The 26,338-nt window shown below is 65.1% G+C and carries 21 protein-coding genes, 1 pseudogene and 1 riboswitch; of the genes and pseudogenes, 11 read left to right on the top strand and 11 right to left on the bottom strand.

The window, feature by feature from the left end; translation table 11 throughout:
* Nucleotides 1-130: 130 nt before the first annotated feature.
* Nucleotides 131-2,620 (top strand): SEC-C metal-binding domain-containing protein, encoded by a 2,490-nt coding sequence (locus tag G6N64_RS11110; protein WP_163796935.1) that lies wholly within the window; start codon nucleotides 131-133, stop codon nucleotides 2,618-2,620.
* Nucleotides 2,621-2,764: 144 nt separating this feature from the next.
* On the top strand, nucleotides 2,765-3,025 hold the full coding sequence (locus G6N64_RS11105; RefSeq protein ID WP_163796934.1) for a colicin immunity domain-containing protein: 261 nt from the start codon (nucleotides 2,765-2,767) through the stop codon (nucleotides 3,023-3,025).
* 185 nt (nucleotides 3,026-3,210) lie between these two features.
* Here G6N64_RS11105 and G6N64_RS11100 read toward each other — a convergent pair whose 3' ends face one another.
* Nucleotides 3,211-4,068 (bottom strand): hypothetical protein, encoded by an 858-nt coding sequence (locus tag G6N64_RS11100; RefSeq protein ID WP_163796933.1) that lies wholly within the window; start codon nucleotides 4,066-4,068, stop codon nucleotides 3,211-3,213.
* Nucleotides 4,069-4,168: 100 nt separating this feature from the next.
* On the opposite strand from G6N64_RS11100, the gene G6N64_RS11095 reads away from it, so the two are divergent.
* Nucleotides 4,169-4,936, top strand: a complete 768-nt coding sequence (locus tag G6N64_RS11095; RefSeq protein WP_163796932.1) for an esterase — start codon at nucleotides 4,169-4,171, stop codon at nucleotides 4,934-4,936.
* 190 nt (nucleotides 4,937-5,126) lie between these two features.
* Nucleotides 5,127-5,426: a colicin immunity domain-containing protein gene (locus G6N64_RS11090; protein ID WP_163796931.1), complete on the top strand. Its 300-nt coding sequence runs from the start codon at nucleotides 5,127-5,129 to the stop codon at nucleotides 5,424-5,426.
* Between the two features lie 13 nt (nucleotides 5,427-5,439).
* Here the strand turns inward: G6N64_RS11090 and G6N64_RS11085 are convergent, their stop codons facing one another.
* The 6 genes from G6N64_RS11085 to G6N64_RS11060 form a co-directional block, all read right to left on the bottom strand.
* Nucleotides 5,440-7,101 carry an ATP-binding domain-containing protein gene (locus tag G6N64_RS11085; protein ID WP_163796930.1) on the bottom strand — a complete coding sequence of 554 codons (1,662 nt, stop codon included), beginning with the start codon at nucleotides 7,099-7,101 and terminating at the stop codon, nucleotides 5,440-5,442.
* A gap of 102 nt (nucleotides 7,102-7,203) precedes the next feature.
* Nucleotides 7,204-7,527 carry a hypothetical protein gene (locus G6N64_RS11080; protein ID WP_163796929.1) on the bottom strand — a complete coding sequence of 108 codons (324 nt, stop codon included), beginning with the start codon at nucleotides 7,525-7,527 and terminating at the stop codon, nucleotides 7,204-7,206.
* Entirely contained in the window at nucleotides 7,524-7,925 is a 402-nt protein-coding gene (locus tag G6N64_RS11075) for a hypothetical protein (protein ID WP_163796928.1), read from the bottom strand. The genes G6N64_RS11080 and G6N64_RS11075 overlap by 4 nt, the downstream gene beginning before the upstream one ends.
* Nucleotides 7,922-8,350 (bottom strand): hypothetical protein, encoded by a 429-nt coding sequence (locus tag G6N64_RS11070; RefSeq protein ID WP_163796927.1) that lies wholly within the window; start codon nucleotides 8,348-8,350, stop codon nucleotides 7,922-7,924. Before G6N64_RS11070 ends, G6N64_RS11075 begins: the two co-directional genes overlap by 4 nt.
* The gene (locus tag G6N64_RS11065; protein WP_163796926.1) at nucleotides 8,347-9,627 is read right to left on the bottom strand and encodes an amidase domain-containing protein; all 1,281 of its coding nucleotides are present in this window, start codon (nucleotides 9,625-9,627) and stop codon (nucleotides 8,347-8,349) included. Before G6N64_RS11065 ends, G6N64_RS11070 begins: the two co-directional genes overlap by 4 nt.
* 112 nt (nucleotides 9,628-9,739) lie before the next feature.
* Nucleotides 9,740-10,351 (bottom strand): dihydrofolate reductase family protein, encoded by a 612-nt coding sequence (locus G6N64_RS11060; RefSeq protein ID WP_163796925.1) that lies wholly within the window; start codon nucleotides 10,349-10,351, stop codon nucleotides 9,740-9,742.
* 169 nt (nucleotides 10,352-10,520) lie between these two features.
* Here G6N64_RS11060 and G6N64_RS11055 point away from each other — a divergent pair, with 169 nt between their 5' ends.
* Together G6N64_RS11055 and G6N64_RS11050 are read left to right on the top strand one after the other, a co-directional pair.
* Complete coding sequence (locus G6N64_RS11055; protein ID WP_163796924.1) at nucleotides 10,521-11,885, top strand: acetamidase/formamidase family protein; 1,365 nt, start codon at nucleotides 10,521-10,523, stop codon at nucleotides 11,883-11,885.
* A gap of 47 nt (nucleotides 11,886-11,932) precedes the next feature.
* Complete coding sequence (locus G6N64_RS11050) at nucleotides 11,933-12,985, top strand: aldo/keto reductase (protein ID WP_163796923.1); 1,053 nt, start codon at nucleotides 11,933-11,935, stop codon at nucleotides 12,983-12,985.
* A gap of 2 nt (nucleotides 12,986-12,987) precedes the next feature.
* Here G6N64_RS11050 and G6N64_RS11045 read toward each other — a convergent pair.
* Nucleotides 12,988-13,086: pseudogene (locus G6N64_RS11045) on the bottom strand (nitroreductase family deazaflavin-dependent oxidoreductase); the annotation flags it as partial.
* Nucleotides 13,087-13,206: 120 nt separating this feature from the next.
* A riboswitch (SAM riboswitch) is annotated at nucleotides 13,207-13,320 on the top strand.
* Here G6N64_RS11045 and G6N64_RS11040 point away from each other — a divergent pair.
* Entirely contained in the window at nucleotides 13,315-13,935 is a 621-nt protein-coding gene (locus tag G6N64_RS11040) for a hypothetical protein (protein WP_246231104.1), read from the top strand. It overlaps the preceding riboswitch by 6 nt.
* Before the next feature lie 426 nt (nucleotides 13,936-14,361).
* On the opposite strand, the gene G6N64_RS11035 is transcribed toward G6N64_RS11040, so the two are convergent.
* The 3 genes from G6N64_RS11035 to G6N64_RS11025 form a co-directional block, all read right to left on the bottom strand.
* The gene (locus G6N64_RS11035) at nucleotides 14,362-14,688 is read right to left on the bottom strand and encodes a hypothetical protein (RefSeq protein WP_163796922.1); all 327 of its coding nucleotides are present in this window, start codon (nucleotides 14,686-14,688) and stop codon (nucleotides 14,362-14,364) included.
* Between the two features lie 340 nt (nucleotides 14,689-15,028).
* The gene (locus tag G6N64_RS11030) at nucleotides 15,029-16,261 is read right to left on the bottom strand and encodes an endonuclease/exonuclease/phosphatase family protein (protein ID WP_163796921.1); all 1,233 of its coding nucleotides are present in this window, start codon (nucleotides 16,259-16,261) and stop codon (nucleotides 15,029-15,031) included.
* 464 nt (nucleotides 16,262-16,725) lie between these two features.
* Nucleotides 16,726-17,163, bottom strand: coding sequence for a nitroreductase/quinone reductase family protein (locus tag G6N64_RS11025; protein WP_174266789.1), 438 nt, complete (start codon nucleotides 17,161-17,163; stop codon nucleotides 16,726-16,728).
* Nucleotides 17,164-17,289: 126 nt separating this feature from the next.
* Between G6N64_RS11025 and G6N64_RS11020 the strand changes: the two genes are divergently transcribed.
* The 4 genes from G6N64_RS11020 (at nucleotide 17,290) to G6N64_RS11005 (ending at nucleotide 25,816) form a co-directional block, all read left to right on the top strand.
* Nucleotides 17,290-18,885: an MFS transporter gene (locus G6N64_RS11020; protein ID WP_163796920.1), complete on the top strand. Its 1,596-nt coding sequence runs from the start codon at nucleotides 17,290-17,292 to the stop codon at nucleotides 18,883-18,885.
* Nucleotides 18,886-20,095: 1,210 nt separating this feature from the next.
* A complete protein-coding gene (locus tag G6N64_RS11015; protein WP_163796919.1) occupies nucleotides 20,096-22,765 on the top strand; it encodes a tetratricopeptide repeat protein in 2,670 nt (889 codons plus the stop codon).
* Between the two features lie 1,695 nt (nucleotides 22,766-24,460).
* Nucleotides 24,461-24,709, top strand: a complete 249-nt coding sequence (locus tag G6N64_RS11010; protein ID WP_163796918.1) for a hypothetical protein — start codon at nucleotides 24,461-24,463, stop codon at nucleotides 24,707-24,709.
* A gap of 909 nt (nucleotides 24,710-25,618) precedes the next feature.
* Nucleotides 25,619-25,816: an excalibur calcium-binding domain-containing protein gene (locus G6N64_RS11005; protein WP_163796917.1), complete on the top strand. Its 198-nt coding sequence runs from the start codon at nucleotides 25,619-25,621 to the stop codon at nucleotides 25,814-25,816.
* Nucleotides 25,817-26,338: the final 522 nt, after the last annotated feature.

The following is a 26,338-nucleotide window of genomic DNA, read 5'->3' as shown; positions in this document are numbered from 1 at the left end:
CGTGCTCGTTTCGCGTCTCGCCGGTCCTGCTTGGCGCTACGGCGCCTGCGTGCATCGCTCATGCCGCGGACGCTACCGAGGGGCGGTGACATCTCGGATCGAGTGCGCTACGGCGCGTAATCTGAGCGCCGTGACGGACCTAGCCGAAACGGCGGACCTGGTTTCTCGACTCCTCATCACCCACGGCCCCCTCGCCACCGACGAGATCGTGTCGAGACTGCGGGCCGACGGCGTGGCCGTCCCGGCTCCCGTCGTTCAGGTCGAAATGTTCGCTCCAGTAGGCGAGTTGGTCGACGGGCGGTGGGCATGGTTGCCGGCTGTCCTGGCCGGCCGTGTGTTCACCCACCGGCTGACTGCCGAGGAGCTGACCCACGACCTGCTAACTGTCAGCCCCGACTTGGATGCCATCACCCGCCTGTGCGAATACCCGCAGTACGAAGCGCTGGCAGACGGCACGCCTCTCAGGGTGGTGATGGACGACTACGACGACGACGACGTCCTGGACGAGCGAGGCATCCCGCCGACGATTTTCGGGGAGGGCGGGGCGCTTCTCTTGCCGTCGGGAGCCCTCAGCGAGATGGCGGTGAGCGTCGGCGACATCGTCGGCGTGCGGCTGTCGGATGCGGGCCTGGTCGTCGAGCGCGTGCCGGCGGTCGATACGTCGACTGACGTCGCAGCGACGTTGACCGCGGCACTCAATCCTGATAGCCCTACGTCCCCTGACAGTGCGGTGTGGACCATGTGCCTCGAGTCCCCGACGCTCTTCACGTCACCGCTGCCGCCGCTGGCCGACATCATCGCCGATGCTGGACTCCAACACGACGTCTCGTGCATCGCACCCCCCGGTTTCGACATTCCATCCTGGCGTTCAGGAGTTCAGAGCGAGTTCCTGGCCCAGCACTACGGCCTTGCCGTGTCAGACGCCGTCGCGCTACAAACCCTCGTCGGCGCCTGCGAGCAACTGGACGGCGCATTCGCGGCCGCGGACCTCCCCGACGGCGACTCCTTGCCGGATCTGGCCCATCAGGAGGACCTGGTGGATGTTGGGTCGGCACTCAGCAACCCCCTGCTTGCCGTGCTCGTCCTGGACGAGACCGTCGGCCACGGGGTTGACCCCGCAGCGTTGGCGCGTTTGGCAGAGATGCTCGAACCGCGGGTGAGCCGGGGTGCGAAGACCGCCTGTCGCTGGCTACGCGCCGCTGCGTTGGAACACATGGGTGACGTCGAGGACGCCGAGCGTGAGTACCTTGCTGCCGAGTCGATGGACACCGAGTTCTGGCCGACGCTGCTCGACCTGGCGCGGTTCGCCTCCGACCGGGGTGATGCGGAACGTGGCCTCGCTCTGCTTCGCCGAGCCGGCGCCGAGGAGGACGATCCGCTGTTTCAGCTGCTGCTCAAGCATCGAGCGACCCCACGTGCCGACGTCGGTCGCAACGACGCGTGCTGGTGCGGGTCCGGTCGGAAGTACAAGAAGTGTCACCTCGGCAACGATCAACTGCCGCTTCGTGATCGGGCTGCGTGGCTGTACTCCAAGGCCTGTCAGCATGTCTTCCACTCGCCGTGGACTGAGTTGCTGGACGAGGTGACCGACGTGCGCGGCGAGTACGACGATCCCGAGGCTTTGGAGCCGCCGAGCTTCGACGATCCCCTACCCATCGACGTCGTCCTCTTCGAGGGCGGCGCGTTCGGGGACTTCTTGGCCAAAAGGGGCGCTCTGCTCCCCGACGACGAACGTCTGTTGGCCGAGCAGTGGCTGCTCGTGGATCGTTCGGTGTTCGAGGTGGAGCAGGTGCATCGAGGCCGATCCGTCACCGTGCGCGACGTCCGGACCGGCGACGTCGACGAGGTGGCCGAGCGCGTGGCCAGTGGCCAGTTGAAGGCGGGTCAATTGATCTGCGCCCGCGTGCTTCCGATCGGTGACGGCGTTCAGTTCTTCGGCGGCATCGAACCCCTTGCCCTGCATGACCGCAACCCGTTGGTCGAGCTACTGGACTCCGAGCCCGACCCCGTGGAACTGGTGGAATTCCTGACCCGCAGGTTCGCTCCACCGACGCTGGTCAACACCGAGGGCGACCTGTTGATGATGTGTGAGGCGACGTTTCGGATCAAGGATGCGGCACGTCTCGTCACCGCGCTCGACGACGCCTTCGACCGCATCACCGCGGATGGCTCTCCGGTGTGGTGCGACCAGGTGACCAATCAGGGCATGGAACGCGTCCGCGCCACCATGACCGTCGACGCGGACACTCTCACCGTCACCACCAACAGCGAGGCACAGATGGACCGCGTGCTCGAGTCGCTGTCGCGACTGGACGCATCGCTGTCGCTCACGAGTGACACCCGCACGCCGCTCGACGATTTCCGGAAGCTGTCACCCACGACGCCCTCTACCGCGACCGAGCCCGACGATCCCGAGGTCGCCGCCGCACTCGACGTCGTCGTCCGCGGATACGAAGCCGCCTGGCTCGATCAACGCATTCCCGCGCTCGATGGCTACACGCCAAGGCAGGCCGCCGCCGATCCGACGCGACGCGGTGATGTCGTCAAACTGCTCGACGGCTTTCCCGGCCTCCCCGGCGGCATGAACGCCGACCGGCTGCGGACGGCGCTCGGGTTGTAGGCGCAATTCAAGGCAGGCCTCGGGGGTGTCCCGCGCATTCGTGGGCACGTGAAATCCGCCAGGATGATGTCCGAGCACATGACGGCGGGCATTCGACTCGAAGTATGGAGACCACCGTCGATGATGGGATCGGGGGAACGGCGAATGATCGAGAGCTACGAACGCTTGCTCAGACGTTTCATTGACGGGGAGATCACGCCCGACCAATTCGAGAACGACTACCTGACCGCGTTCAAGTCCGACCAAAACCAAGCCGTAGGTGCGTCGTTCGACATCCTGGACGAACTGTTCGCCGATGTCGACGCATACGTTGCCGACCCGCGCCTCAGGGGACTCACGGGTGGTCTGAGCGGTGAAGAATTGAGAGTCCGGGCTCGGTCCGCCTACATCCGCCTCTTCGGTTGAGCAACGCATCCCGTTCACAGGCGACGACTCTGGTCGAAGCGAGGCTGGAAACCGCGAGACGATGTCCGCACGGACGTGGCAGCGCGAGGGTCAATGGACGATGCCCCGAAGTCTCTGTCCGACAGACAGTGAATCGGTTGGTAGCGGAAGAGTTTCCCCGCCGCGACAGTGCACGCGCCGTGAGGTCACACCGGCGAGACGCGCAATCCCTCCATCGCGGCGCGCACGACGGCTTGGCGTTCGACGTCGCCGAAGGGCGTCGTGGCCAGGAAGTAGGTGCTGGGGCGGGTGCCGACAATGACCAGGACGAGATCGTCACCGGTGATGGCCGGGTCGGGGATGACGACGGAGATCGGTACCTCGATCGTGACGGTGGGGACGCCGTCGAGTCGACCAGGCTTCGGAGTCACCTCCCCCACGAACGGCGAAGCGCGCTCGTAGAGTTCGCTTTCGACGACGCACTTCAGCATCAGCCGTGCCTGATCGGTCAGGCTCATATCCTGGTCGACGTTGGTCACGCCGACGGTGAGTTGGCCGATCCAGGTCATGTCGGTCATGTCGCTGATCTCCGCCTCCAGCGATATCGCGTCGACCGAGTTCGGCACCCGGTGTTCGGCCTTCGGTTGCCACTCCGGCGCGACACTCCGGGGGAAGGACAACCCGCCCGCTGACACCGCGCCACTCTCCGGTACCTCACCGTCCGACACGCCCTGCGTGCATTCCCTGACGGGCTCGGCGCTAGGCGTCTGCGAGGCCACTGCGGGGTCCTCGGACGTCGGGTCCGCGTCGAGGACTCGCACCACCAGCACGATCGCGACCACGATCGCGGCGACCAGCGCCACGCCGACGGTGCCCAGGATGGCCAGTGTCCGACGCTGGTGGTCGGGCGCGGGATCGGTGGGCGGCACCGAGGATGGGTAGGGCTCACTGCCCGCGTCGGACGGCGGTGGTGCGGGACTCCAGTAGGCCGACGCTCCTGCCGCGTCGTATGCGGGCGGTTCCCCTAAGTACGGTTCGGAACCGTCGTCGCGTGACATCCCCATGCCCTCATTGTCACCCGCCTCCGCCATGTTTCCGAGCAGGCGTTCTGCGCCGCCACCTCGTCGCCGTGATGCACACTGCTCCAGACGAAGGGAGCCGGTCATGGCAGCGAGGTCGTTGATTGTCGGTGTGGCTGCGCTGCTCCTGACCGCGTGCGGCGACACCAATGGTGCGGCCGAGTCGTCGGAAGCCACGACGGCGCCCAGTGCGTCATCATCCGCGACGACGACGTCGGCGGCTCCGTCCACGGCGGCCAGCGGCCCGTCGGCGTGCGCGGACCTCGGCGGACGGGTCGGTCCCGACAAGGTGTGCACGGTGCACACCGAGACCGCCGGCTACACGATCGACATGAGCTTCCCGAGCGACTACCCGGACCAGCGGGCTGTGGCCGACGTCCTCACCCGTCAGCGTGACCAGTTCGTCGCGACCGTCACCGAGCCGCCCGTCAGTCCGATGCCGAAGGCGCTCGACATCACGTCCACCACGTATAGGTCGGGGAGTCCAGAGTCGGGCACTGCGAGCCTGGTGTTCCAGGAGTACGTCAACGTCGGTGGCGCGCATCCCGAGACGTACTACGACGCCATGAACTACGACCTCGCCGCGAAGGCGCCGATTACCTTCGACACCCTCTTCAAGGCCGGCTCGGATCCCGTGGCCGTCCTCGACCCGATCGTCGAGAACGACTTGAAGACCCGGCTGGAGGGCGCGCCCGTGGACGCCAACCCGCTCGGCGCGAAGATGTACGAGAACTTCGCATTGACCGACGACGCCGTGATCTTCTTCATCGGCCAGGGCATGTGGACCATCGAAGCCGCTGGTGCGCAGGACGTTTCGGTGCCGCGCAGTCAGCTCGCCGCGATCCTTGCCTAGCGTTGGGCGGCGGTCGCTCGTCGGACGGGACGCGTCGCCCGAATCCGTCAATGAACGTTGACGGGCGCGCGGCGGACACACCGTTACCGCCGCGTTCGGGGCTAAGCCCCTTAGCGGCGGCAAGGCACAGTCCCCCTTCCGCAAAGAGATCGAACGGTCAAGGCGGTCGCACCCACGATGGAAGGCTCCGATGACCAGGAACCCAGCTGACCTGCCAAATGTCTCCGCGTACGTCGACATCCTCGACCGGTTCATCGAGGGCTCGATGACCGCTACGGAATTCGAGGTCGCGTTCCTCGTACTGATGAAGTCCGAACGTCGCATTTTCGGACAGCCCGTCTACCCCATCCTCCAGGTGATGTTCGAGGACGCCGACGCCTACGTTGCTCAGCCGGAACTTAGAACCGGCCCGGATGATCTGGATGACGAGCAACTCCTCGGAAGTGCGCGACGCGCACGTGACGCACTCCGGAGTGTCGGCTTCGCCTGACGTGTGCGCGTGCTCACTTCTCTAGCCCCGAGATTCCCAACCGTCGCGCGAGGTCCGGCCCACCGACCTCGCGGATGAACTCGGGATCGCCGCACACGACGAGTTGGTCACGCGCACGGGACAATCCGACGTAGAGCCGTTCGCGGGAGCGTTCGAATTTGCTCTCCTCGTTGACGACGACGACCACCGCGCGACGCTCGAGGCCCTTGAACCCAAGGACGTGTCCGAAGAACACTTGGTCGTTGTCCCAGAACGTGTCCCAGTAGGCCTTATGCCCGCCCTTCTGGCGTTCGGTCTGCTCAGGATGCCGGCTGCCGGTGGTGAGGAGCGCGACGTCCTGGGGGCGCCAGCCCTCGTCGAGCAGGGCATCGATCTGGTCGTCGCCCGCGTCCATCGCCTCGTCGCGCCGGCACGGGATGAACGTGACCGCCGGCCCCTCGCCACCGAGGAAGCGCATCGGGTGGTCGACGAGCGGCTGAAAGGCGTTCGCGATCTGGCGGGTGTTGCGCAGGTTGTGGTCGAGGATCAGCGGGACCAACGGCACCGGCGGTGAGCCGTGCCGGTTGAAGACCCGCTGCCCCTCGTCGGAGAAGACGTAGATGCCGCCGTCGACGGGATCCTTGAGCGCGGCGAGCAGCGGGTCCCACCACGCGTCGGCGAAATCCTGCGCCTCGTCGACGACGATCGAGTCAAACCGCTGGCCGGTCGGCAGCTGGGCTGCAAGGTCGGCCATCTGCAGCGGCAGGTCCTGTTCCCAGAACTGCACGGTCTCGTCGTTGCGGAGCGCTTCATCGGGCCCGGCGGGCGCGCCCCACTTCTTGCCGAGGTCGTGAAACTCACCGACGTAGCCGGGTTGCTGGTTGCGCGGCCAGGTCGCGGCGATGCGTTCCAGGTAGGACGCCAACCCGTGGGAGTAGCAGACCAGCGCCACGCGTTGACCCCGCTGCGCGAGGCGACGGGCCTGCTCCATCGCGAGGAAGGTCTTGCCACTGCCGGCGCCGCCGCGGACCTCGACGCGGTTGAGCAGCCGGATTGCATCGAGGATGACCGCCTGGTGCTCGGTCAGGGCGTCGGCGGCGTCGTTGTTGATGAGGGCACGGGCGACGACGTCGCGCTGCGGCAAACCTCTGCCGCTCAACGCAGTTCGCAACTGGTCGATGCCGGCGTGGTCCAGGAGGGGCCGTTCGAGTTCCTGCCGGACCAGAATCTCTCGCAGCCGGTCGACGAGGTGCGGCAGGTCGGTGCGGTCGATGATCTTCCAGCGCGGGCAGTCGGGCAGGTCGAAGTCGGCCGGCAGTTCGGTGTGGGGCAAGACGACGACGTGGTCCCAGCGCTGCCGGCGCTGCGTCCAGCGTGGGTCCTTCTCGATGAAGTCGCGCAGCGCGTAGCAGGCCTCACGGGCCTGTCGGACCGGTTCGATCTGCTTGTCGCGACCGCCGCGCTTCTGCCACCACCCGTCGCCGTCGTGCCAGACGTCGCCGCCCTTGACCTCGAGGCACACGATCCCCGCCCCTTCGATGCCGACGACGAAGTCGACCTCGTGGTCCTTGAGGTGATCGGTGACGCGCTGACCGGGAACGAGCAGGTCGTTGGGCTCGAGCTGAGCGACCAACGCTTGCCAGGTGCTGCGCTCGGAGCTGTTGAGCCGCGGCGTCTCGGTGACGGTGATCGTCATCGGCGGCCGTCGGACGTCGACGTCATGTGTTCCCCCCAGAAGTTGACTTCGAAAGGAGGTTAACGCGTGGCACCGACGAATCGACTCCCCCGGCTCGACTCGTTAAGAGACCGAACCGTCGAGTGCGGTCGCGACTCGGCTGATCGATTCCGCACTCTTGTCGTCGGTGCGGTCGATCCCCTGCGCGGCCGCGACTATCTTTCGACCGGTTTCCTGTAGACGATCTACTGCGTTGAGCATCTCGGCGCGCATTGCATCGCAGTAAGCGACGACCGCTGGGCCCGTGGCGAATCCGCGGTTGCCGTCGCGGGCGGAGGCGCCCGAGTCGTACAGGTTGACGATCCGGGTTCGAGCTTCCTCGGCCTTGTCGTCGATGAGGCCACCCGAGGTCTTCACTTCTTCGGGGCGGATGTGGATGTCCGTCATGTCAGTCCTTCGGTGTAATCGAGACTGGACCCAGTGCACGCGTCCGCGCGCATCGGTCCCGGCGTCGAGGCATTCGAGTACTGGACGACGGCGGCCAACGCCACCGTGCCGAGAATGGCCACTCCCGCAATCGCCGCGCGCCTGAAGCGTCGCCTTCTATCGCTGCGCGCCATCAACGTTGCGACGCCAAGCGCTGCGCTCAGAACCAACGCTGAAAGTCCTGTTTGAAGATATCCGGTGGGTATCGGTAATTCACGGAGACAACGGTGGGCGGCGATCTGCTCATCGCGGTATACCAAGATGGCGAGGCACCCCGCGAGCGCCCACAGCGCGACGAACGCTGCCACCCAGCCGCCGACCGCCATGGCAGAAACAGCTCGCTCGCGCGACCGGTTCATGGCCCCTCATTGAGTAGAGCCATCGTCACGCAGTTGGGCAGCATCTCGGCGTCGAACCCGAGCGGATCCCCGGCGACGAGATTGGTCACGGGGAGTAAGAGCAGGATGGCTACTGCGAGTCCACCCCATGCGTGACGTCTAAGTGCGTCGCCCCCACGTTGCCGATTGGTTGAGAGGAGCAAGGCAACGAAGGCAATCGCCGCGATGCTCAGAAGGACCGCCGCAGAGACTGTCAGCCACCGTTCCAGTTCCGACGTGTCGAGTGCATTCTTGATACACGGATTGTCGACGATTGTCTGCATACGGTACTGGCCGATGCCGCTCACACCGGCGTAAGCCGCTGCACCTAGTGAAAGCGCAGCGAGGCCGACCCAACCGCCAACCGATTGCGGCGGCGTTCCACGTTGGCCCGAGTTAGTTGTCACCACGTCTGCTTTGGCCTCACTACGGTGATCTGCTGCCTTCCCTCATTCTGTTCGAGACTGGGCACACGGCCCTGCAGGCTCGAGCTTTGCGCGCCTGGAGTGTGTTGGGTGTAGAGGACTTCGCCGTCGGGCAGCACGCCCGTGACCAATGCGGCGTGATGAGCCTCCCCATCGGTCTCACCGACGCCAGGACCATCGGCGTAATCGAAGTACACGACGTCACCCGGCCGCGCGCCCGCGACGCCGACCTGCTCACCGCCGTTGCGGAGGAAGAACTCCTCTTGCGCTTCGGAGTTGAACCAGGACCTCGTGTGGCTGAGCCCCTCCACCTCGGGCACTTTCGGCAAATCGGGCGTATTCCACCCCCACTCTCCCGCCTTGCTTCGGCCCCACCCATTGTCGTCAAGGGTGGACTTGCCCTTGTAGTCGAGCCCGCCAGCTCGCAACGCCTGAGACACGAAATGGGCGCAGTTATTCGGGAAGATGTCATCACTCGTGTCGTCCCAGTGATCCTGGGCGTACTGGAGGGTTTCCAACGCGTTGTAGCCGCGATCCGACGAACTCAGTTGCTCCTTCACCGATTGGGGGATGCCTTCCAGACGGCTGAGTTCGAGCGGGACGGCCCTCATGAAATCCTGTTGCTGCTTGGCGGACAGAGCGTTCCACCACTCGGCCTGCTGCTGCGGCGTCAGCCCATCCGGAAGCTGGTTGCGCATCATCGAGAGCGCATCCTGCACTGCGCCCGCCTGCAATTCGAGCGCCCTACCCGTTGATGTGGTGTCGGGGTCCACTTTGAGATTATTTATGGCGGAGCGTCCAGCTTCGTCGGCCTGCGTGGCCGCTTCCACGGCATCGTCGATCATCCGCTGAGCGTCGTCTCGATAGAATTCGAGCAGCTCGACGTCGAGGCCCGCGGTGTCCGCCGGGAGATCAACCCGTCCGTCAGCAGACACGGTCAGACCCCTGTTGAGGGCAGATTCCACCGCTTGGTCACACTCGCGTTTCGCGACGTCGACAGCGTCTTGCAGGGTGTCGAGTGCGGACGCTGCGCCGCCATCGAGCAGCCCGGCGCTTCGGAACTTGTCCGCCAACGCCACCAGTTCACCACGTGCCAGCTCGCCGAGAGCATCGAACCAGTTGTCCTTGAGTTTCTGGACGCCGTTGGCGTGGATCTCGTCCGAGCTGTCGTCGTGCAGCACGGACGCTGACCGAAGGTCGACCGCAGCTTCATGCCAGAGGCCTGGCTGCGCTGCCCGCAGGTCCGCGAACACCACCACCGTGCCCCCTCGATCGACAGTCCGATCAAACTAGTTTAGGTGCCACTTTCCCTGCGACCTGCACCAGTTTGGAATGGTCGACGAATAGGGGCGCACCCGCTGGCGACCGGCGCTACCGCACCACGCGGTACCTCAGATGCGCGACCCCCGGCGCCTCGAGGACCCGCTCCAGCTCGAGGCGAGGGACGCCCGCCGCGAAGCCATCGAACAACCGCTCTCCCGCTCCCAGGATGACGGGGTTCACCTGGAGGTCGATCTCGTCGACGATCCCAGCATTGATCGCCTGCCGTGCGCAGGAGGCGCCGCCCGCGATGCTGATGGGCCGGTCCCCCGCTGCGTCGACGGCCTGGGCGTAGGCGACCTCGACGCCGTCGGTGACGAAGTGGAACGTCGTCCCCTTGAGCGCGATGGGGTCGCGGGCATGGTGGGTCAGCACGAACACCGGGCAGTGGTAGGGCGGCTCGTCACCCCACCAGCCGGTCCAGTCGGAGTCGCCCCAGTCGCCGCGGACGGGTCCGAACATGTTGCGGCCCATGATGGTCGCGCCCATGCCGTCGAGCATCTCCGAGACCACCTGGCGGTTGACGGGGTGGTCCGCGTCGGGGCCCATGTGCCAGGCGTGCAGCAGCTGTCCGCCGACGCCGAGCGGGTGCTCCTCGCTCTGGTCTGGGCCCGCGACGTAGCCGTCGGCCGAGATCGACATCGAGAGGTTGGTGCGCGGCATGTGTGCTCCGTTCAAAGTGATGACCTCGGGCAGACCCGGTCGAGGGGCAGAACTCATCGCCGCGCGAGCCTCCGGCAACCTTTACGCCTCGGCAATCTGTCAGAAATGCATTCCGGGAACCCCGGTGGCGGATGTACGTCCCGTCCCTTACGCGAACTGGGAGCACCACATGACACAACCTCTGGCAGAACACGCTGCCGCGACACTTGCCCGCGGCATCGGACGCAGGGGGTTCGCTCAGGCGGTGGCCGGAGTGGTCGCCGGCCTCGGTGTCGCCGGGACTGCGGCCTGCTCCTCCCGGGGAGATGGCGACAGCGGTACCCCGTCGCCGGGCGCTGCGGCACCAGGCGCGGGTCCGATTTTGCAGCCGGGTACCGGCACCAGATCCGGGGACCACTACCTGAGTTCCGAACCCGACCAGGTGCTGTGGGGCTACGTCCCGACAGTCGAGTCGCAGTCGGTGCTCCGCATGCAATCGGGGCGAACCGTCACGATCGACACGGTGTCCCATGAGGGAATTCTTGAGGATCAGGGCCGAAATCCCGTCGAGTACTTCGGCTCTCACGGCGTCGCCGAATCCGACGTGCTGCAAGATGCGGTGAACATCGCGTCCGGGTACAACCGCACGCCCCGCAACTTCGACGTCGACGGGCCGCACGTCGTCACCGGACCGATCTTCGTCGAAGGCGCCCAACCCGGCGACGTCCTCAAGATCGAGACCCTCGAGGCCACGCCTCGCGTGCCCTACGGCGTGGTGTCCAGCCGTCACGGCAAGGGTGCGCTCGGCGTGACCGCCCAGGGCGAGGCGCCGGCAGGGATCGGGCTCGACGAGGTCATGCCGCCCCGGTCGACCGATGGCCGGGACACGAAGGACCCGACCCGGTACGGCAACGTGTCCACCTTCACCGCCGTCGAGGACGGACACGGAGTCATGCCGTTCGGCACTGCAGCCGTTCGCTTTCCGCTGCGACCGTTCATGGGGATGATGGGCGTGGCGTATGCGAGCGCTCCCGGCCTGACGTCACCGAACGCCAATTCGATCCCGCCCACCCTGGGCGGCGGCAACATCGACATCGGATTGCTGGGACCGGGGTCGACGTTCTACCTGCCCGTGTTCGCCGACGGCGCGCTGTTCTACGTCGGAGACCCACACATGGCGATGGGTGACGGCGAAGTCGCGCTCACCGCCATGGAGGGGGCGTTGCGGGGCACGTTCCGGTTGACGGTCTGCAAGAAGGGCAGCGGCGACGCACCGTCGGTCGCCTTCATGTATCCGTTCGCCGAGAACCAGGACGTGTGGATCCCCATCGGACTGTCCGATCCCGACGGTGCGGTCAACGGCCAGGGCAGTGACCTGAACGCCGCGATGCGACGCGCAGTCGTCAACGCCTTGAACTTCCTCGAAGACGACCGCGGCATGGACCGCGCCACCGCCTACGCCTACCTCTCCGCCGCCGCAAACTTCTCCGTCAGCCAGGTGGTGGACAAGACCGTCGGCGTCCACGCACAGATCCCGAAGAGCCACTTCGCCTAACACCGGCGCAGAACCGACCCACTCGGGCCCACGCCTACCATCGAGACATGGACTATCGCAGCCTCGGCCGAACCGGCATCCAGGTCAGCCCCCTCTGCCTGGGAGCCATGATGTTCGGCGCCTGGGGTGAACCCGACCACGACGCGTCCATCGAGGTCATCCACCGCGCCCTGGACGCGGGCATCAACTTCATCGACACCGCCGACGTGTACTCCCAGGGCGAGTCGGAGGTCATCGTCGGCAAGGCCCTGGCCAACGGCAAGCGCGACGACGTGGTGCTGGCCACCAAGTTCCACGGGCAGATGGGCGTGCCGATGGGCGAGGTGGGCGACCCCAACCAGCGCGGCAACTCGCGGCGCTGGATCATCCGCGAGGTCGAGGAGAGCCTGCGCCGGCTGGACACCGACTGGATCGACCTCTACCAGGTGCACCGCCCCGACCTGGACACCGACGTCGAGGAGACGCTGTCCGCGCTGACCGACCTGCAACGCCAGGGCAAGATCCGCGCGTTCGGCTCGTCGACGTTCCCCGCCCACCAGATGGTGCAGGCGCAGTGGGTCAGTGAGCGACGAGGACTGGGACGCTTCGTCACCGAGCAGCCGCCGTACTCGCTGCTGGCCCGCGGCATCGAGGCCGACGTGCTGCCGGTGGCGCAGGAATACGGGATGGGCGTGCTGCCCTGGAGTCCGTTGGCCGGCGGCTGGCTCACCGGCGGGTACCGGAAGGGCAAGGAGCTGCCGGAGTCCAAGCGGCGGCAGCGGATGCCCGCACGCTACGACCTCGACAGCCCGGACGGCCAGCGCAAGCTCGACGCTGCGGACGCGCTCGGCGGGCTGGCCGACGACGCGGGACTGTCACTCGTCCACATGGCGCTGGCGTTCGTGATGCAGCATCCCGCGGTGACCGCGCCGATCATCGGTCCGCGGACGATGGAGCATCTGGAGTCGCAGCTCGGCGCCGCCGACGTCACGCTGTCGACCGACGTGCTCGACAGGATCGACGAGATCGTGCCGCCCGGCGTGACCATCTCGAGCGCCGACGCGGGCTACCAGCCGCCGTCGCTGACCGACCCGTTTCTGCGGCGCCGCCGCACCTCGTAGGGTCAGGCGGTCGGCGTCAACTCGAAGACGGGGATGACGCGGTCGGTCCGCTTCTCGTACTCGCCGAAGCCGGGTGCGAGTTCGATGATGCGCTCGTATACATCGGTCTTTCTTGATGCGTCGAGAACTATTGGAGACGCGCCGATTCTGGACGTCTCGCTCGCCGAGATACGTGCTTGCGTCAGTCCTACTTGTCGGTGCACGGTCGTACCATAAAAACAGCTCTAGAGCGGACGGCTGTACGGGTATCTGGCCCGCCGTCCCGGCAACCGCGCAGCCACTGCACGGTGCCCCAGAGGAAGAGCGGGGACGCCGCGAGCGTTCAAGCAGTGGACGCCGACGTGCGGCGCCGCAGGACGGTGAGAACGATGCCCAGTAACAGCCCCACCGATGCAGCCTTGCGTCGACGCTTGACCGAGTTGTGCGTCCACATCCCGTGCGGCGGGATTCGTGGGCCTATTCAGAGGCCCAGCCTTATGTTTCCCAAATTTCCCGTGCGATGGCAGTCTTGCCGCGACGAGGACTTCCCGGAGAAGTGGGAGGGACACGACGTCTCCCGGCATTACGACCTGTGCGTCATCTGCTTCCGGGCGACCGCAGGAGGTTGCTCCCGCTGGGCTTGGCTGGCGTGCAACGAATGTCGCGTCATCAACGAATCAATCGGCTGTCGTTGGGGTTTCCGCCCGTTTGCGCTCGGTCGTCACAGCCTCATGAACGGTATCGGCGTGCGCAATGGTTCTTCTGAAGAGCGACAGGCTGCGGCGCTGCAGCGGTTGGCCGAGTTCAGGAGGGGTGATCGGGACATCCGGAATTGGCGCCGGGTCGAGTACAGACGCATGGCGGCCAGCTTCGACCCACTGGCCGACGTGCCATTGGCAGCGTGGCAGCAGGAGTGGCCGCCGAGCGCCAGCGCATCGGCGGATGCGTTCGCACGACTTCTGGGCAACTGATGAGCCGTCGCAGCGCCCGTCCACGCAGCGTGCTCCCCCGGGGCCGGTGTCGACCGCGCTCAAACCAGAACACGCGCGCCCAGAGCGATGCAGGTATAAGGCAGGGAGGGTTTGACGGTGGAGGCGAACGAGACGTGGGGAGGGGTATCAAGGGAGGCCAAGACGTTCTCGCATTACTGGCCGAGGTGGTGGGAAGGCATCGACCGTCCCGATTTTCGCTTCCCGTCGTTCTCCATGCTCTTGGGGGAAGAACGACGGACCAGTGGAAATCCTGAACCGCGCGAACGCCGCGCTCCCCGAGAATGAACGGCGCCGTCCACTTGATGAGTCCGATAGATCGAAACTTGCGTTCGACACCACACAGTGGGATTGATGACGGCCCGGTACCGCACAGTGGGAGTCGCGAAGCGTCGAAGCGCCTGACCGCTACTGCTTTTCGACGCGCCGCCTGGCAATGACCTCGTCGAGATCGTCGCTGTATTCCACGACAGCGCCCGATTCGCCCTCGATCAACGTTGCCAATACCTCCACCTGATCGTAGATGCCGACGAGGCAGGCTTCGACTATGTACTCATGCGCGTTCCACACGCCGTCGCGCCATTGCTCTGCAGGAAGAGCGGAGCCCTCGGCATCGACCTCGGCGTACAACTCGTCGTAGGTCAACACAAGACCGTCGTGTCGGTACATCCGCACGATGGCGCCATCCTCCGCGACGGCTGCCGCGCGATCGATGGTCCCTTCTTTGTCTGTCATGCCAGTCCCCCTGTCGTAGTTCCGTGGCAACCCCTATGTGCCGTGGTCGATTATCGCGGTGGACACCGACACCAGTTGCCGCGTGCGTAGTGGGGACCGGCAGACTCGCGTGGGGCGTTCGGTACGCGGTCCTGAACTGAGAGCACTACGATCGCGCACCCAGGTGTTGGCCGGGCGTTTGCAACCTGCCGACGGTCGACCCGACCAGCACGCCCTGGCGCAAATCACGTTCACTCTCTGCGGCAGTGGGCGATCCTGCGATGGGGCCTTGGCCTAACACCTGCCTGCCTGCGTGCATTATCCCTTTGGCCGCGCAATCCGGGCACGGATCCTCGATCGATTATTGGTGCTTGCGTTCCCCTACCCGGTACTGATGCGTCCGCGTCCGCAATGGCGCGAAACTCACTTCCGGGTTGATCGACTTGAGTCTGCGCAGCTGTGCATCGACGTAGCGGTCAAGTTCATCTGAACGGGCATGGTTGAGCAACTCTCGGTAGACATAGGAGTTGGTCAGCGCCGCCGACGTACTCGTCGGGAGGGTTCCGCTCAGCAACGCGTCGAGACTGCGAAGAAAATTGCGGGTTGCGCCGAGGCTTACGCCGCGCCGGTCCGCGATCTCGTCGACGCGTAAACCCTGTTCGTGGAGCCGAAAGGTCGCCCCATGCGAGAGGCCGTCACCGCTCGCGCGGAGGATGCTCTCGATCTCGGCCCGCAACTCGGGGATCAATGCGCCAGCGGTCTCAATTTCATGCCCGTCGTGATCGAGCGCCGGAGTTCCACTCAGTTTTTGTTGCGAGTTGCCCAGCGGCTCCGACTGTGGCAAAGGGTTGCCGAGGAGCGGGACGGGGCCTGTCGGCTGGCGCGGACAACCGACGGAAACCAGACGGCAGGCGACCCCGGCGTGGTCGCTGAGCCGACCTAGATGATCGGAAGCGGACCAGTCACTCACCGCTTGCAGACCGATGTGTTGATTGGTGGCGATGTGGTCGATGTGCGGTCCATTGGGCAGCTCGCCACAGGTATGAATAGTCCAGTCCGCCAGAACTTCGCGCAGCCGATCTGCGACTGTTTGAGGTTGGCCTTTGCGCGGGATGCGCTGGTTGAAATCCCCGGCTATGACCGTCGGGATGTCGTTGCCCAAGGCGGGCAGAATTCGCTCGAGGTGATCGAGATAGTCGAGGTGCTCCGACCACGAGTGTGCGTTGCCACGTCCGGTATGGACGTGGGCGTCTCGCCAAGGGATGCAGACCCCAATGATGCGGATCGGTCCATCCTCGCCGATAGCGGTCGCCACTGCGAGCCGGCCGAGGGTCGCACCCTCCACACCGACGAAGTCCTCAGTCAGTGGATAGCGCGACCACACAATCACTTTTCGCCGGGATGGCTTTAAGGGGTAACCCCAGTCGGCGCCGGCATCCACGGTATAACCCTGTTCGGGTAGCAGTTCGCGAACTCCCTCCGTGACCACGATGAAGTCGAAGCCGGGTGCGGCGAGAGTCGCCGCGATTCGCGGGCCAGCGCCGCTGGCGGGGGTTCTCCACTCGGTGTTCCAAGTCGCAACCGTGATGTCCACGAAGACCGCCTCCCCGACGTACTGTCATTCTGACAGAAAGCCCGAGCGCCGGCGGTTCCCTCGATGGATAGGGCCGACAACGACTGCAGGAAACGTCGCGGCAAACTCATCCCGAGGTAGGCAATAGGTCGCGCTCCGCGAAGACCTCCGCTTAGCAGTTGTGTTCATCTGAGTGATACTGAAATAGGAGCGATGTTGCAGTTGTGTCGACACCTGCTTGCCACTCGTTGGCCCTGAATCGCGACCGCATATTGACCAGCAGCGCGGCACAAAACAGCCGAGTCGGACTCGACATGCCTACGGGCGCTCAGTGGCATTGCTCGACAGGCGGGCGGCATGAGCTGCTCGATTCACTTTGATCGACGAGATCGTGCCGCCGGGCGTCACGATCTCGAGCGCCGACGCGGGCTACCAGCCGCCCTCGCTGACCGACCAGTTCCTACGGCGCCCCCGCACCTCGGACGTCAGGCGTTCGGCGTCAACTCGAAGACGGGGATGACGCGGTCGGTCCGCTTCTCGTACTCGCCGAAGCCGGGTGCGAGTTCGACGATGCGTTCGTAGACGTTGTCTCGCTCCGCCTTCGGCAGTTCGTGTGCGACCATCTGCGTCGGCGAATCCGGTCCGATCTCAATGGTGACGGTGGGGTCGGCGCGCAGGTTGAACACCCAGGCGGGGCTGGCGTCGCGCCCGGCGGCCGAGCCGACGACGTAGACCTTGTCGTCGATGCCGAAGTAGCCGATCAGGTTCTCGCGTCGCACGCCACTCTTGGCGCCGGTCGAGGTCATGATCAGCAGCGGGAAGCCCTCGAACTGCCCACCCACCTTTCCGTCGTTGGCGCGGAACTCCGCGATGTTGCGTTCGTTGAACTCACGCTCTGAGGTCATCGGGTCGTCGTCGGACATGGAATCCATCGTGGCACGGACGGCGTCGCTCGAGGCGGGGTTCGGCGCGGCACTTGCCGGCGGCGTCGGGCGCTCGGACGCTGCCGGTCACTACAGTGACCGCAGGCCACACGGCAGGAGCGGCGGATGACATCGGTGGGCGCGTCGGCACGGCCGATCTCGACGTGGGCGCCGCTGCGGTCACCGGTCTACCGGGCGCTGTGGATCGCGCAGCTGGTGTCCAACCTCGGCACCTGGATGCAGACCGTCGGGGCGCAATGGATGCTCGTCGGCGATCCGCGCGCAGCGGTCCTGGTCCCCCTGGTGCAGACCGCGACGACCCTGCCGGTGGTGCTGCTCGCGCTGCCGTCGGGGGTGCTGGCCGACCTGGTCGACCGGCGCCGGCTGCTCATCGCCACGCAGGGAGCGATGGCCGCCGGCGTGGGCCTGCTCGCGACGCTGACGGGCTTCGGACTGACGACGCCGGCGGTGCTGCTGATGCTGCTGTTCGTCATCGGCTGCGGGCAGGCGTTGACGGCGCCGGCGTGGCAGGCGATCCAACCCGATCTCGTTCCCGCCGAACAGATTCCGGCTGCGGCCGCGCTGGGCAGCATGAGCCTCAACGGGGCGCGGGCGATCGGGCCGGCGATCGCGGGCGTGCTGGTGTCACTGTCGGGTCCGACGCTGGTGTTCGGCCTCAACGCGGTGTCGTTCATCGGGATCGTGTTCGTGCTCGTCTGGTGGCGCCGCCCGCCCGTCGTGAACGACTACCCGCCCGAGCGGGCGCTCGCGGCGCTCAGTGCGGGCGGACGGTTCATCCGCAGCTCGCCAATCGTGCGGCGGATCCTGCTGCGGGCGGCGCTGTTCATCGCGCCGGCGAGCGCGCTGTGGGGGCTGCTGCCGGTAATCGCGGCCAACCAGCTCGGTTTGTCGTCGTCGGGGTACGGGCTGCTGCTGGGTGCGCTCGGCCTGGGGGCGGTGATGGGGGCGTTCCTGCTGTCCCGGCTGCGGGCCCGGTTCGGGCAGAACGTCCTGCTGACGGTGGGGGCGGCGGGCTTCGCGGTGGCGACGCTGGTGTTGGCGCTGGTGCCGATCTTCGCTTCCGTGTTCGTGGGGCTGGTGGTCGGCGGAGCGTCGTGGCTGCTGTCACTGTCGACGCTGAACGCCTCGATGCAGCTGAGCCTGCCCGCGTGGGTGCGCGCTCGCGGGCTGTCGGTGTATCAGCTGATCTTCATGGGCGGGCAGGCATTCGGGTCGGTGGCGTGGGGCGTGGTCGCCGGGTCTTTCACGAGTTCGATCAGCCTCTTGGTGGCCGCGGGCCTGCTGGTGGTGTGCGGGCTTTCATCACTGTGGTGGCCGCTGCACGCGAAGACCAGCGACCTGGATCTGACGCACTCCGCGCACTGGCCGGAGCCGGCGCTGATCTTCGAACCCGAACCGCTGGACGGGCCGGTGCTGGTCATCACCGCGTACCGCGTCTTGCCGGAGAACGAGGAGGGATTCCTCGCGGCGATGGCGGTGCTCGGACGGTCCCGCCAGCGCACGGGTGCGTCGGAGTGGCGGCTGTTCCGCAGCATTGAGCACGAGTCGACGTTCGTGGAGACGTTCGTCGTGCGGTCCTGGGGCGAGCACATGCACCAGCACTACACGCGGTTGACGGGGCAGGACCGGTTGATCGAGGAGGCGGTGGAGCGACTCATCGACGGGGAGGCTGTGTCGGAGCACTATTTGGCGGTGCGGTGAAAAGATGCAAGTTCGGATCCATGCTTCCAGCTGCTTTATGACGGCAGGTCAGGCACCAACCGGTGACACAAGTGAGCCCGGGGCGTATGTCGGGCGGATCCTCGCAACGTCCAACGTTCTCCGCGAACCACGAATACCCACCGGTCCAGCCGACCCGCTGCGCGATCACCGAGGCCGCCATCGTCGGACACTCCCGCAAACAACGCCCGCACCGTCAGGCTCCTCGTCCAACCACGCTGAGGACGCCACCGGCGCCCGTTCGTACCGTGGCGGGAACTCCGGCTGCACCGCTGCGTTGTCCTCGGTATCGCGCAAGAGCCCCAGCCGCCGAGTGATCTCAATCTGCAACATCTTCGCCGACCGATACAACCCGCGGAATTCGGCCCAGCCCTTCACACTGATCCCCTTCGAATCGCAACGGTACTTACTTTCCGACCGGAATCACCTGCTCGCTCTTCGACCGCAACTGAAGGTCGCGCAGTCGGGACGCATCTGGTCGTCGAACCTGAACGAGTCGCCGGCGTGAACGTCAGCAAGGGGCGCCGAGAGCACAACCGACACGACCCGTCCCGCCCGGCCGCGACGTGACGCCGAGTCGCAGGTCTCAACGCGTACCGCAGAGATTATGGCGGTGACGAACGCGCCGACACTGCAACAGAAAGGCCGCAGCAGACCACAAGAGCGGAGTTCTGAGCGCCGAACCCACAGCGTCCTTAAGGCACAGATTGTCGACAACGAACTGCAGCCGCTAATGGCCGCGAACGCGGCCGCAACCACCGAGAGAGCGGAAGGTCGCCCCAGCCGCAGGAGGACCGAAACCACCCTTCCCCGCGGAACAGCCCGGCGGTTGTGGCGGTGGCGGAGGGATTTGAACCCTCGGCGTTTGCAAGTCCCAAGGCCCGATATCGCCTTAAGCAGGGGATTTACATTCTGTGACATACCGTCAGATAGCAGAGTTTTATGCTCCAGTGTGCCCAGAACGTGCCCACCGCTGACCTCACCCGGTTGCCGCGCATCCGCTGCTACCGCCCGACAGCGGCGGCCAAGCTGGCGCGGGCGGGGTCAGGCCGCCCTGACCTGGAAGCTAGTACTCGAACACAATTGGCATCAACGCACCTATGGTCAGGTCTGACGGTCATCTGTCGGCGCAACAGTCCCCTTACCGGCGAACTTATGGGCTCAAGACTCGATCGTCTCGTAGCGTGGACCCGTGCGAACCTTGGTGGGCGAAGGTCATCGTCAGATCGTGAAGGCGTTAGCGGCGCGAGTCGCCGCCGTGGCGGGTGGCGACACCGAGCTTCCGAGGATCGTTCTCTTGGAGGGCGCGTCGGGGTTGGGCAAGTCCCGGATCGTGCGCGAGTTGTACCGGGAGATGTGCACCAGCCTCGATCATCAAAAGTATTGGCCGGCGATTGACGAGTGGGGAGGCGTCGACGCGCAGTCGAGTGACCCTTTGCCGGGTCGCAAGCGCATCGGCCCCGACGTCGAACACTTCGTGTGGCCGGCAGGAGTCTTGCCGGGGTTCGCCTGGTGGCAACTGCAGTGCGAGCGGATGCAGGGTGGTGAGCTGGTCGACGTCGCAGCACAGGCCCGCGCCCAGATTGCGGCGCATTTGGTACCTATCGCTTTGGCGTCGCGGGAGGCAGCGTCGCTGAAGGAGAAGGCTGCTGCCAAGCGAGGCGATCTAGCAACCGCGACCAGGGAGGCCCTGAGCGAGGGCGGCATCGAGGCAGCCACTCGCGTTTTGGCCAGCTTCGACGTAGTGATTCCAGGTCTGGGTCTGGCCGCAAAGTGGGCCGTGCGCGGGGTCGCGCGGATCAAGGATCACTTCGACGAACGCGGTAACTTAAGCGCCGACGTCGACGTCGGCCACCGCGCAGACGAACAGCGCCGTTCGGTTAGCGCCGAACTGTCGGGGCTGCTTCGCGGGGTGGCTCACCGTGAGGTCCCTGCAGTCGTTGTGATCGAGGACCTGCACCTGATGGGCGGGGCGTTGGCTGAATTGCTCGACCTGCTATCGGTGGCCGATGCTGCACATCCCGTCGTGGTGATCGGGTCTGCGTGGCCACAGTCCAACGTATCGACGCCCTACACGCAGTGGCGATCGAGCGCAGCGACGAGCGGACGCGTGCAAGTCGTGGCGGTGCAGTACCTTGAACAGACAGACCTCGTCGAGTTGGTGCGTGCCTATGCGCCGAATACCAGCGACGAGGCGGCCGCCGAAGTCGCCGATCAATTCCCTAATCCCCTCTCACTCGAGGTGACGCTGAGCGATCGAAAGCTCCAAAACAGGATCGCAGAGAACGGCGGCGCGCTGCCGCAGGGCGCTCTGTCAGCGCGATCGACAAAACTCAAACATGTCTACCGGCATCAGTTCTGGCAGCTATCAGCGCAAGTCCAAGTCGCCTTGGCCGCCGCGGCAGGTGCGGCACCGGCACCTGGTTCGAGAGTGTGGCCGTTCGTGCGGGGTGTTGTCGCCGAGGCAGCTCAGCAATGCCCGGAACTAGAGGCCGGAGCGACCGACGTGATAGCCGGCATCGAACACGCTGCCGAGGACAACGTGTGGCTGGTGCCAAGCGGAGTCGCGGACAGCTTCCGCGAGGCCCTTCAGGCCCAAGTGGCTTACGAGCACTTTCAGGAGGTGCTAGCCGACGGCGAATCGACTACATTCCGCGACACGGTGGCAGAAGTCCTCGTCGCACGCGTGGACGCTGCCCGCGGTGAAGGTTACTCCCTCGACCCCTCCGAGGAATCCAGAATCCTAAGCCGCTGGCTCCTTGCAATCGAATCACCAAGGGACTCACGCGGCGCCCATCTCGCGGCCGCATTCCATGAGGCGCAGGATCTCGCAAGGACGTATCAGTTACGCGCGGCAATCAACATGCTGGCTCCTCGATTGCAGTCTGATCCGTCCAGTACCTCCAGGCACATCGCGGTAATGCGCACCGAACTCGCCGACTGGTACGAGCAGTTGGGTCTCAACGCTGAGGCACTCGCGACGCTGGACGCAATTGAGGTCGACGAGCGCCGCATCATGGGCGCAAATCACGTCGTAACCCTCGAGATCCAGCATCGACGGGCGCTCGCGCTCCGAGCCGCGGGACGGATTGAAGACGCCATTTCGGCCTACGAAGTACTCATCCCGCATTTGGTTGAAGTACTTGGCGACAGTCATGCGCTGACCGGCATCAGCCGCAACGGCCTAGCGGTCGTGTTGAGCGATGCCGGACGCTTTCACGAGGCCATTCCCGTCTATCAACGACTTCTCGAAACCCTGATTGCGGACCGCGGCTCGGAATGGCGCGGCGCGCTAGCGGTTCGCCAGAACCTTGCAAGTGCCTACGGGGAAGTTGGACAAGCGGAGAAGGCAGTGTCCGAGCTTGAGAAAGTCTTGTGCGGCTACCTCGCTACTCTCGGCCCCCGTCACATCGACACATTAGCTATACGCCACAATCTCGCTGGCGCCATCGCCAAAGCCGGCCGTATTGATGACGCTATTGCCGCATATCAACAACTCCTAGCCGACAAACTAGAAACTGTCGGCGAAGATCACGTCAGTACATTCTGGACCCGTCACATGCTCGCGCAGGTACTCCCAGAAGCGGGACGGATCGATGAAGCCATCATCGCCTTCGACGAACTTCTCGAAGACCGGACCCTATCGATGGGGGTCGACCACCCCACAAAGATGAGAGTTCGGAGCAACCTTGCCCGAGCGCTGAGGGCCAGCGGGCGCACTTCCCAGGCCATCGCCACCCTTGAGGGCTTGCTCCGCGATCAACGCCGAGTCCTGGGCCCCGACCATCCGGACACCCTTAAGACTCAAAGCCATCTCGACTCACTTAGGCAATCAGAGCCCAATCCCGAAATACCTCAGTAGTGTTGCGGCTCATGAACTCCGAGTCGTGCGCTGGGGGCCTACTAGAGAAGCAGCAAATCTGATCTTGCCCTTCCAGGCAGAGCCCGAGGCCTAGCGGGAAACCACTTGGGTCTTCACTGACGCGCAAGGATTCCGACAACTACATTACGATCATTGGTGACCGCTACCTACCTCAGCCGGGGCCGAGCCTGGGGTTGGCGTGCCGTCCAGTTCGAGCTTGGCGCGACATCGAATGAAGCGCACCCAGGTACCGCCACAAGCTAACAGATTCGGTGTAGACGTCACTGTCAGGCGCGATGATGGCAAGGTGGCGGAAATGCGAGGCCCCATCTTGCTCGGCGGGTATGCGGCGAAGCAGTGCCCGGTGCGGGTACAGAACGACTTCCTTCCGCGGTCGCCCACGATAACGTGGGAGCCCTCGCTAAAGGATCGGGCCCGGCTGGAGGCGGGGAGCGCGTTCGAAGTCAGCGTGTTCAAGAGACTTGTGGCGGTAACACCCGCAACCGTTGTGGTCGATTCTGGGCTGGGCAAGGACGAGGCGATCTCAAAGACCGTACAGGCGATGAAATCCGGTGCGCCCCTGATCCTGGGTGGGTGGCTGCCCGCTGACGTTGAAGGCGGCCGCACCGGCAAGCCCGACATCTTGGTCAACGTCGACAGCGGATATCTGCCTGCGGATGTGAAGAATCACCTAACCGTGAAAAGGGCGAGGGTGAAGGGCAGCGTTGTGTCGTCCCTGTCATCACCGGGGCGGTGGTTGACGTTGGCGGGCTGGACCCCGGGCACTACTACGAGGACGCCCTACAGTTGGCTCCTTACACACGCCTGCTCCAAGCGTGTGGTTATCACCCCGGACCCGGACACTTATGGGCCGCGGTGCTCGGCACCAACCGGCTCGAGGTGACACCGGACCAGACCGCCGACTTGGTGCTGGTCTGGCACGACCTCAACAATCCAGCGCGCGCGACTTTCTCCCGCAGCCGCGGCAACGCACGCCGGTCACTCCTGGAGCGCTACGACCACGAACATGGTTTCCGCTTGAAAGTCGCCCGCACCGCTCAGCGGATCGTTGGAGCCGCTGATGACCCGCAGCCGCTGGTCGATCCGGTTGGCAGGACGAATGCCGGAGATGCCCCTACGAGCATCGGTGCACCGAGCGGATGGGGCCGGATGACCCGTCGACTGCGATCAACTTCGGCGGACTCAACACGCGCGAGTGGCCATTTGGGCCCCTTCCCCAGGGATGGCAGGGGTGAGGGTTGGGGGCTGCATCCGACGTCCACGGGGGCCTACACGCGGCAGCTTGCCTCGGGAAATCACGCCTTCATTACCCATCCCCCAGCGTCGCACCCTCGGTCGGGTCCCGCGGCGACAGCTACGACAACGCCCTCGCCGAAACCGTCAATACCGTCTACAAACCGGACTCATCTACCGCGGCAAACCCTGACGCAGCGTCGACCATCTCGAACTAGCCACCGCGTCCTAGGCGTCCTAGTACAACCAGGAACGCCGGCACCAAGCCCTCGGCTACCAAAACCCAGCCGAGTACGAGACGGCCCTGACCGGCGCCCCACAACCCGCGAGCCAGCCAACCCCGGCCCTCGTACCCATTTAGGAACGAAACCCGGGGTACTTCATTACTTCATTGCTATGGATATTAGACAATGGACCATCAACAGGAAGGTCACACACATCATGGGAGAAGCTCACATCGTCGCCCCCGCCTCCGACAGAGAGGACCGTCGCCTTCTGCTGGTCGATGGCGATCAGACCCTCGGGCAACTCATCTACTACGTTTCCACAGGCCAGGTCGCCGAAGTGGTTCCTCATAAGGGGCCAGTTCACGACCGGCTCGTTCAGGAAGCTAAGGATCGTGGGCTGCTGCACGGCAAGGACATCCCCGACCACCTGCAGCACGACCAAGAACATCGCAGCCTGGGCTAGCACGGTCTTCGACCGCTGGGACGGCAGGGCCGCCGCTCACCGCCCGCACACTCTTTCGCACCGAATCTGCCACCTTCGAGGGCTTCACCCGCCCACAGGTGGGCCCCCTACCAACACAATGCTTTCCGGTCTTCGCGCTCTTATGGCGCCCCAAGTGACCGTCAGCCTTCGCCGTAAGCACCTTGTCGCACCACGTACACATGCCTTCCCGAAGCTCGGCGTCATCTTTCCTGCGGCGTGCATCCTTGGCACGGTCCCTCTCCCGGGCACGGTCAGCGACGAACCTCTTTGGTTGCATGCCATGCACGGCACGGATCATGGGGCAGGCCATAATCGAACCGGTACAGCGCAGTGGCCTCGGGGGAGTGCAAATGTTGGCGAGGATTTGCGTGCAGTGCCGTATGGGCACTGCGGTCACCGGTTCGGCCCGTGTGCTGCATGCGCTGTTTCGATGCCATCTTCAGCCTGTGCCTTGCGCCTCCTGGGGCGCCGCCTGCGTGGCTAGTTGGCCGATCCCCATCGGAGGCGACGGCGACACAGTCCGGCCCGAGGCTTTGAGCGCGCAGTCGCTGCGCGTTGCATGAGCCTCCGGCCCCCATCATCCCAAGTCGACCGAGCGGTCCGAACGCCGCTATCGCGATCGGGACGGCGGCACACTCGCACCGAACCTGAACTCGTATCAAAGACACGTGCCGCCAGTTGACCGCAGAAGCAAGCACACTCCCACCGTCGGACAAGAACCATAAGACAGTAGCCGCTGCGGCACGAATTGTTTGCTGTAGCAACATGACTTACGACGTTGCTCTCCATGAGCCGCAGTTGAGCTGCATGTTTGCGGAAGTCCAGGCAACCAATTACGGTTTCGCCGTGGCCAGGAGGTGGCCGCACTCACACTCGGGGGACAGAAACATGATCCAGAAGCTCATCGTGGCCTCGCTGCTCATAGGTGCGGCCGCTGTCGGGATTGCTCCCGTCGCGTCCGCAGAGCGTCCGTACAAGAACTGCACGGAGGCCCACGACGACGGGGCGTACGACATCCCGGAGAGCAGCGACGCCTACTGGGACGGCGGCGACCGCGACGGCGATGGCATTGCGTGTGAGTCCTGACTTAGTCGGTCCGGTCACGCCGAAATGGCGCGTCCGTCGGTCCTGCTTAGTCGGGGCCACCTTCGTGGCGGCGGTGGTAGCGGTTGCAATGGCAGCGCCGTCCCACGCGGATGACGACTACGAGTCGGACCAAAGCTTCAGTCGTGGGTTGGATTACGCAGGCGTGTTGTTCAACTTCAACCTGGAGAAGCGTCAGGGTCAGCGGTATTGCAGAGCCGTGGTGGACGGATCAGACACGCTCGATGCGACGTATGACCTTATGCGCGACGGCGCATACTCCTTCGACGTTGCGAATGGGATCAGCTCAGCTGCGATGGTGGCCTACTGCACGTGTTCGGTAATGGCGAGGCAGGGATTGGATGCCGATCCAATCCTCTGCAGGCCGTACGAACTCGCCTACCTACGCGAGAACGCTAACTAGGGGCTCAAGCTGAGGCCGTATAAGCGAGTTGCATTAATAACGTCATGGGCCCGCCAAGCTGTGGCGGGGTTCCTTGCAGTTGTTATTGGTCTTAGCATATC

The organism is Mycolicibacterium sediminis (assembly GCF_010731735.1).
Classification (GTDB): domain Bacteria; phylum Actinomycetota; class Actinomycetes; order Mycobacteriales; family Mycobacteriaceae; genus Mycobacterium; species Mycobacterium sediminis.
Note: the sequence above shows the minus strand (reverse complement) of the source record. Positions and strands in the feature narration are given on the sequence as shown.

Excerpts from the sequence above, each read along its gene's own strand:
- G6N64_RS11020 (WP_163796920.1), top strand. The coding sequence starts at position 17,290 with ATGACATCGGTGGGCGCGTCGGCACGGCCGATCTCGACGTGGGCGCCG.
- G6N64_RS11050 (WP_163796923.1), top strand. The coding sequence starts at position 11,933 with ATGGACTATCGCAGCCTCGGCCGAACCGGCATCCAGGTCAGCCCCCTC.
- G6N64_RS11005 (WP_163796917.1), top strand. The coding sequence starts at position 25,619 with ATGATCCAGAAGCTCATCGTGGCCTCGCTGCTCATAGGTGCGGCCGCT.
- G6N64_RS11010 (WP_163796918.1), top strand. The coding sequence starts at position 24,461 with ATGGGAGAAGCTCACATCGTCGCCCCCGCCTCCGACAGAGAGGACCGT.
- G6N64_RS11075 (WP_163796928.1), bottom strand. The coding sequence starts at position 7,925 with ATGAACCGGTCGCGCGAGCGAGCTGTTTCTGCCATGGCGGTCGGCGGC.
- G6N64_RS11080 (WP_163796929.1), bottom strand. The coding sequence starts at position 7,527 with ATGACGGACATCCACATCCGCCCCGAAGAAGTGAAGACCTCGGGTGGC.
- G6N64_RS11035 (WP_163796922.1), bottom strand. The coding sequence starts at position 14,688 with ATGACAGACAAAGAAGGGACCATCGATCGCGCGGCAGCCGTCGCGGAG.
- G6N64_RS11090 (WP_163796931.1), top strand. The coding sequence starts at position 5,127 with ATGACCAGGAACCCAGCTGACCTGCCAAATGTCTCCGCGTACGTCGAC.
- G6N64_RS11105 (WP_163796934.1), top strand. The coding sequence starts at position 2,765 with ATGATCGAGAGCTACGAACGCTTGCTCAGACGTTTCATTGACGGGGAG.
- G6N64_RS11085 (WP_163796930.1), bottom strand. The coding sequence starts at position 7,101 with ATGACGATCACCGTCACCGAGACGCCGCGGCTCAACAGCTCCGAGCGC.
- G6N64_RS11095 (WP_163796932.1), top strand. The coding sequence starts at position 4,169 with ATGGCAGCGAGGTCGTTGATTGTCGGTGTGGCTGCGCTGCTCCTGACC.
- G6N64_RS11025 (WP_174266789.1), bottom strand. The coding sequence starts at position 17,163 with ATGTCCGACGACGACCCGATGACCTCAGAGCGTGAGTTCAACGAACGC.
- G6N64_RS11100 (WP_163796933.1), bottom strand. The coding sequence starts at position 4,068 with ATGGGGATGTCACGCGACGACGGTTCCGAACCGTACTTAGGGGAACCG.
- G6N64_RS11060 (WP_163796925.1), bottom strand. The coding sequence starts at position 10,351 with ATGCCGCGCACCAACCTCTCGATGTCGATCTCGGCCGACGGCTACGTC.
- G6N64_RS11055 (WP_163796924.1), top strand. The coding sequence starts at position 10,521 with ATGACACAACCTCTGGCAGAACACGCTGCCGCGACACTTGCCCGCGGC.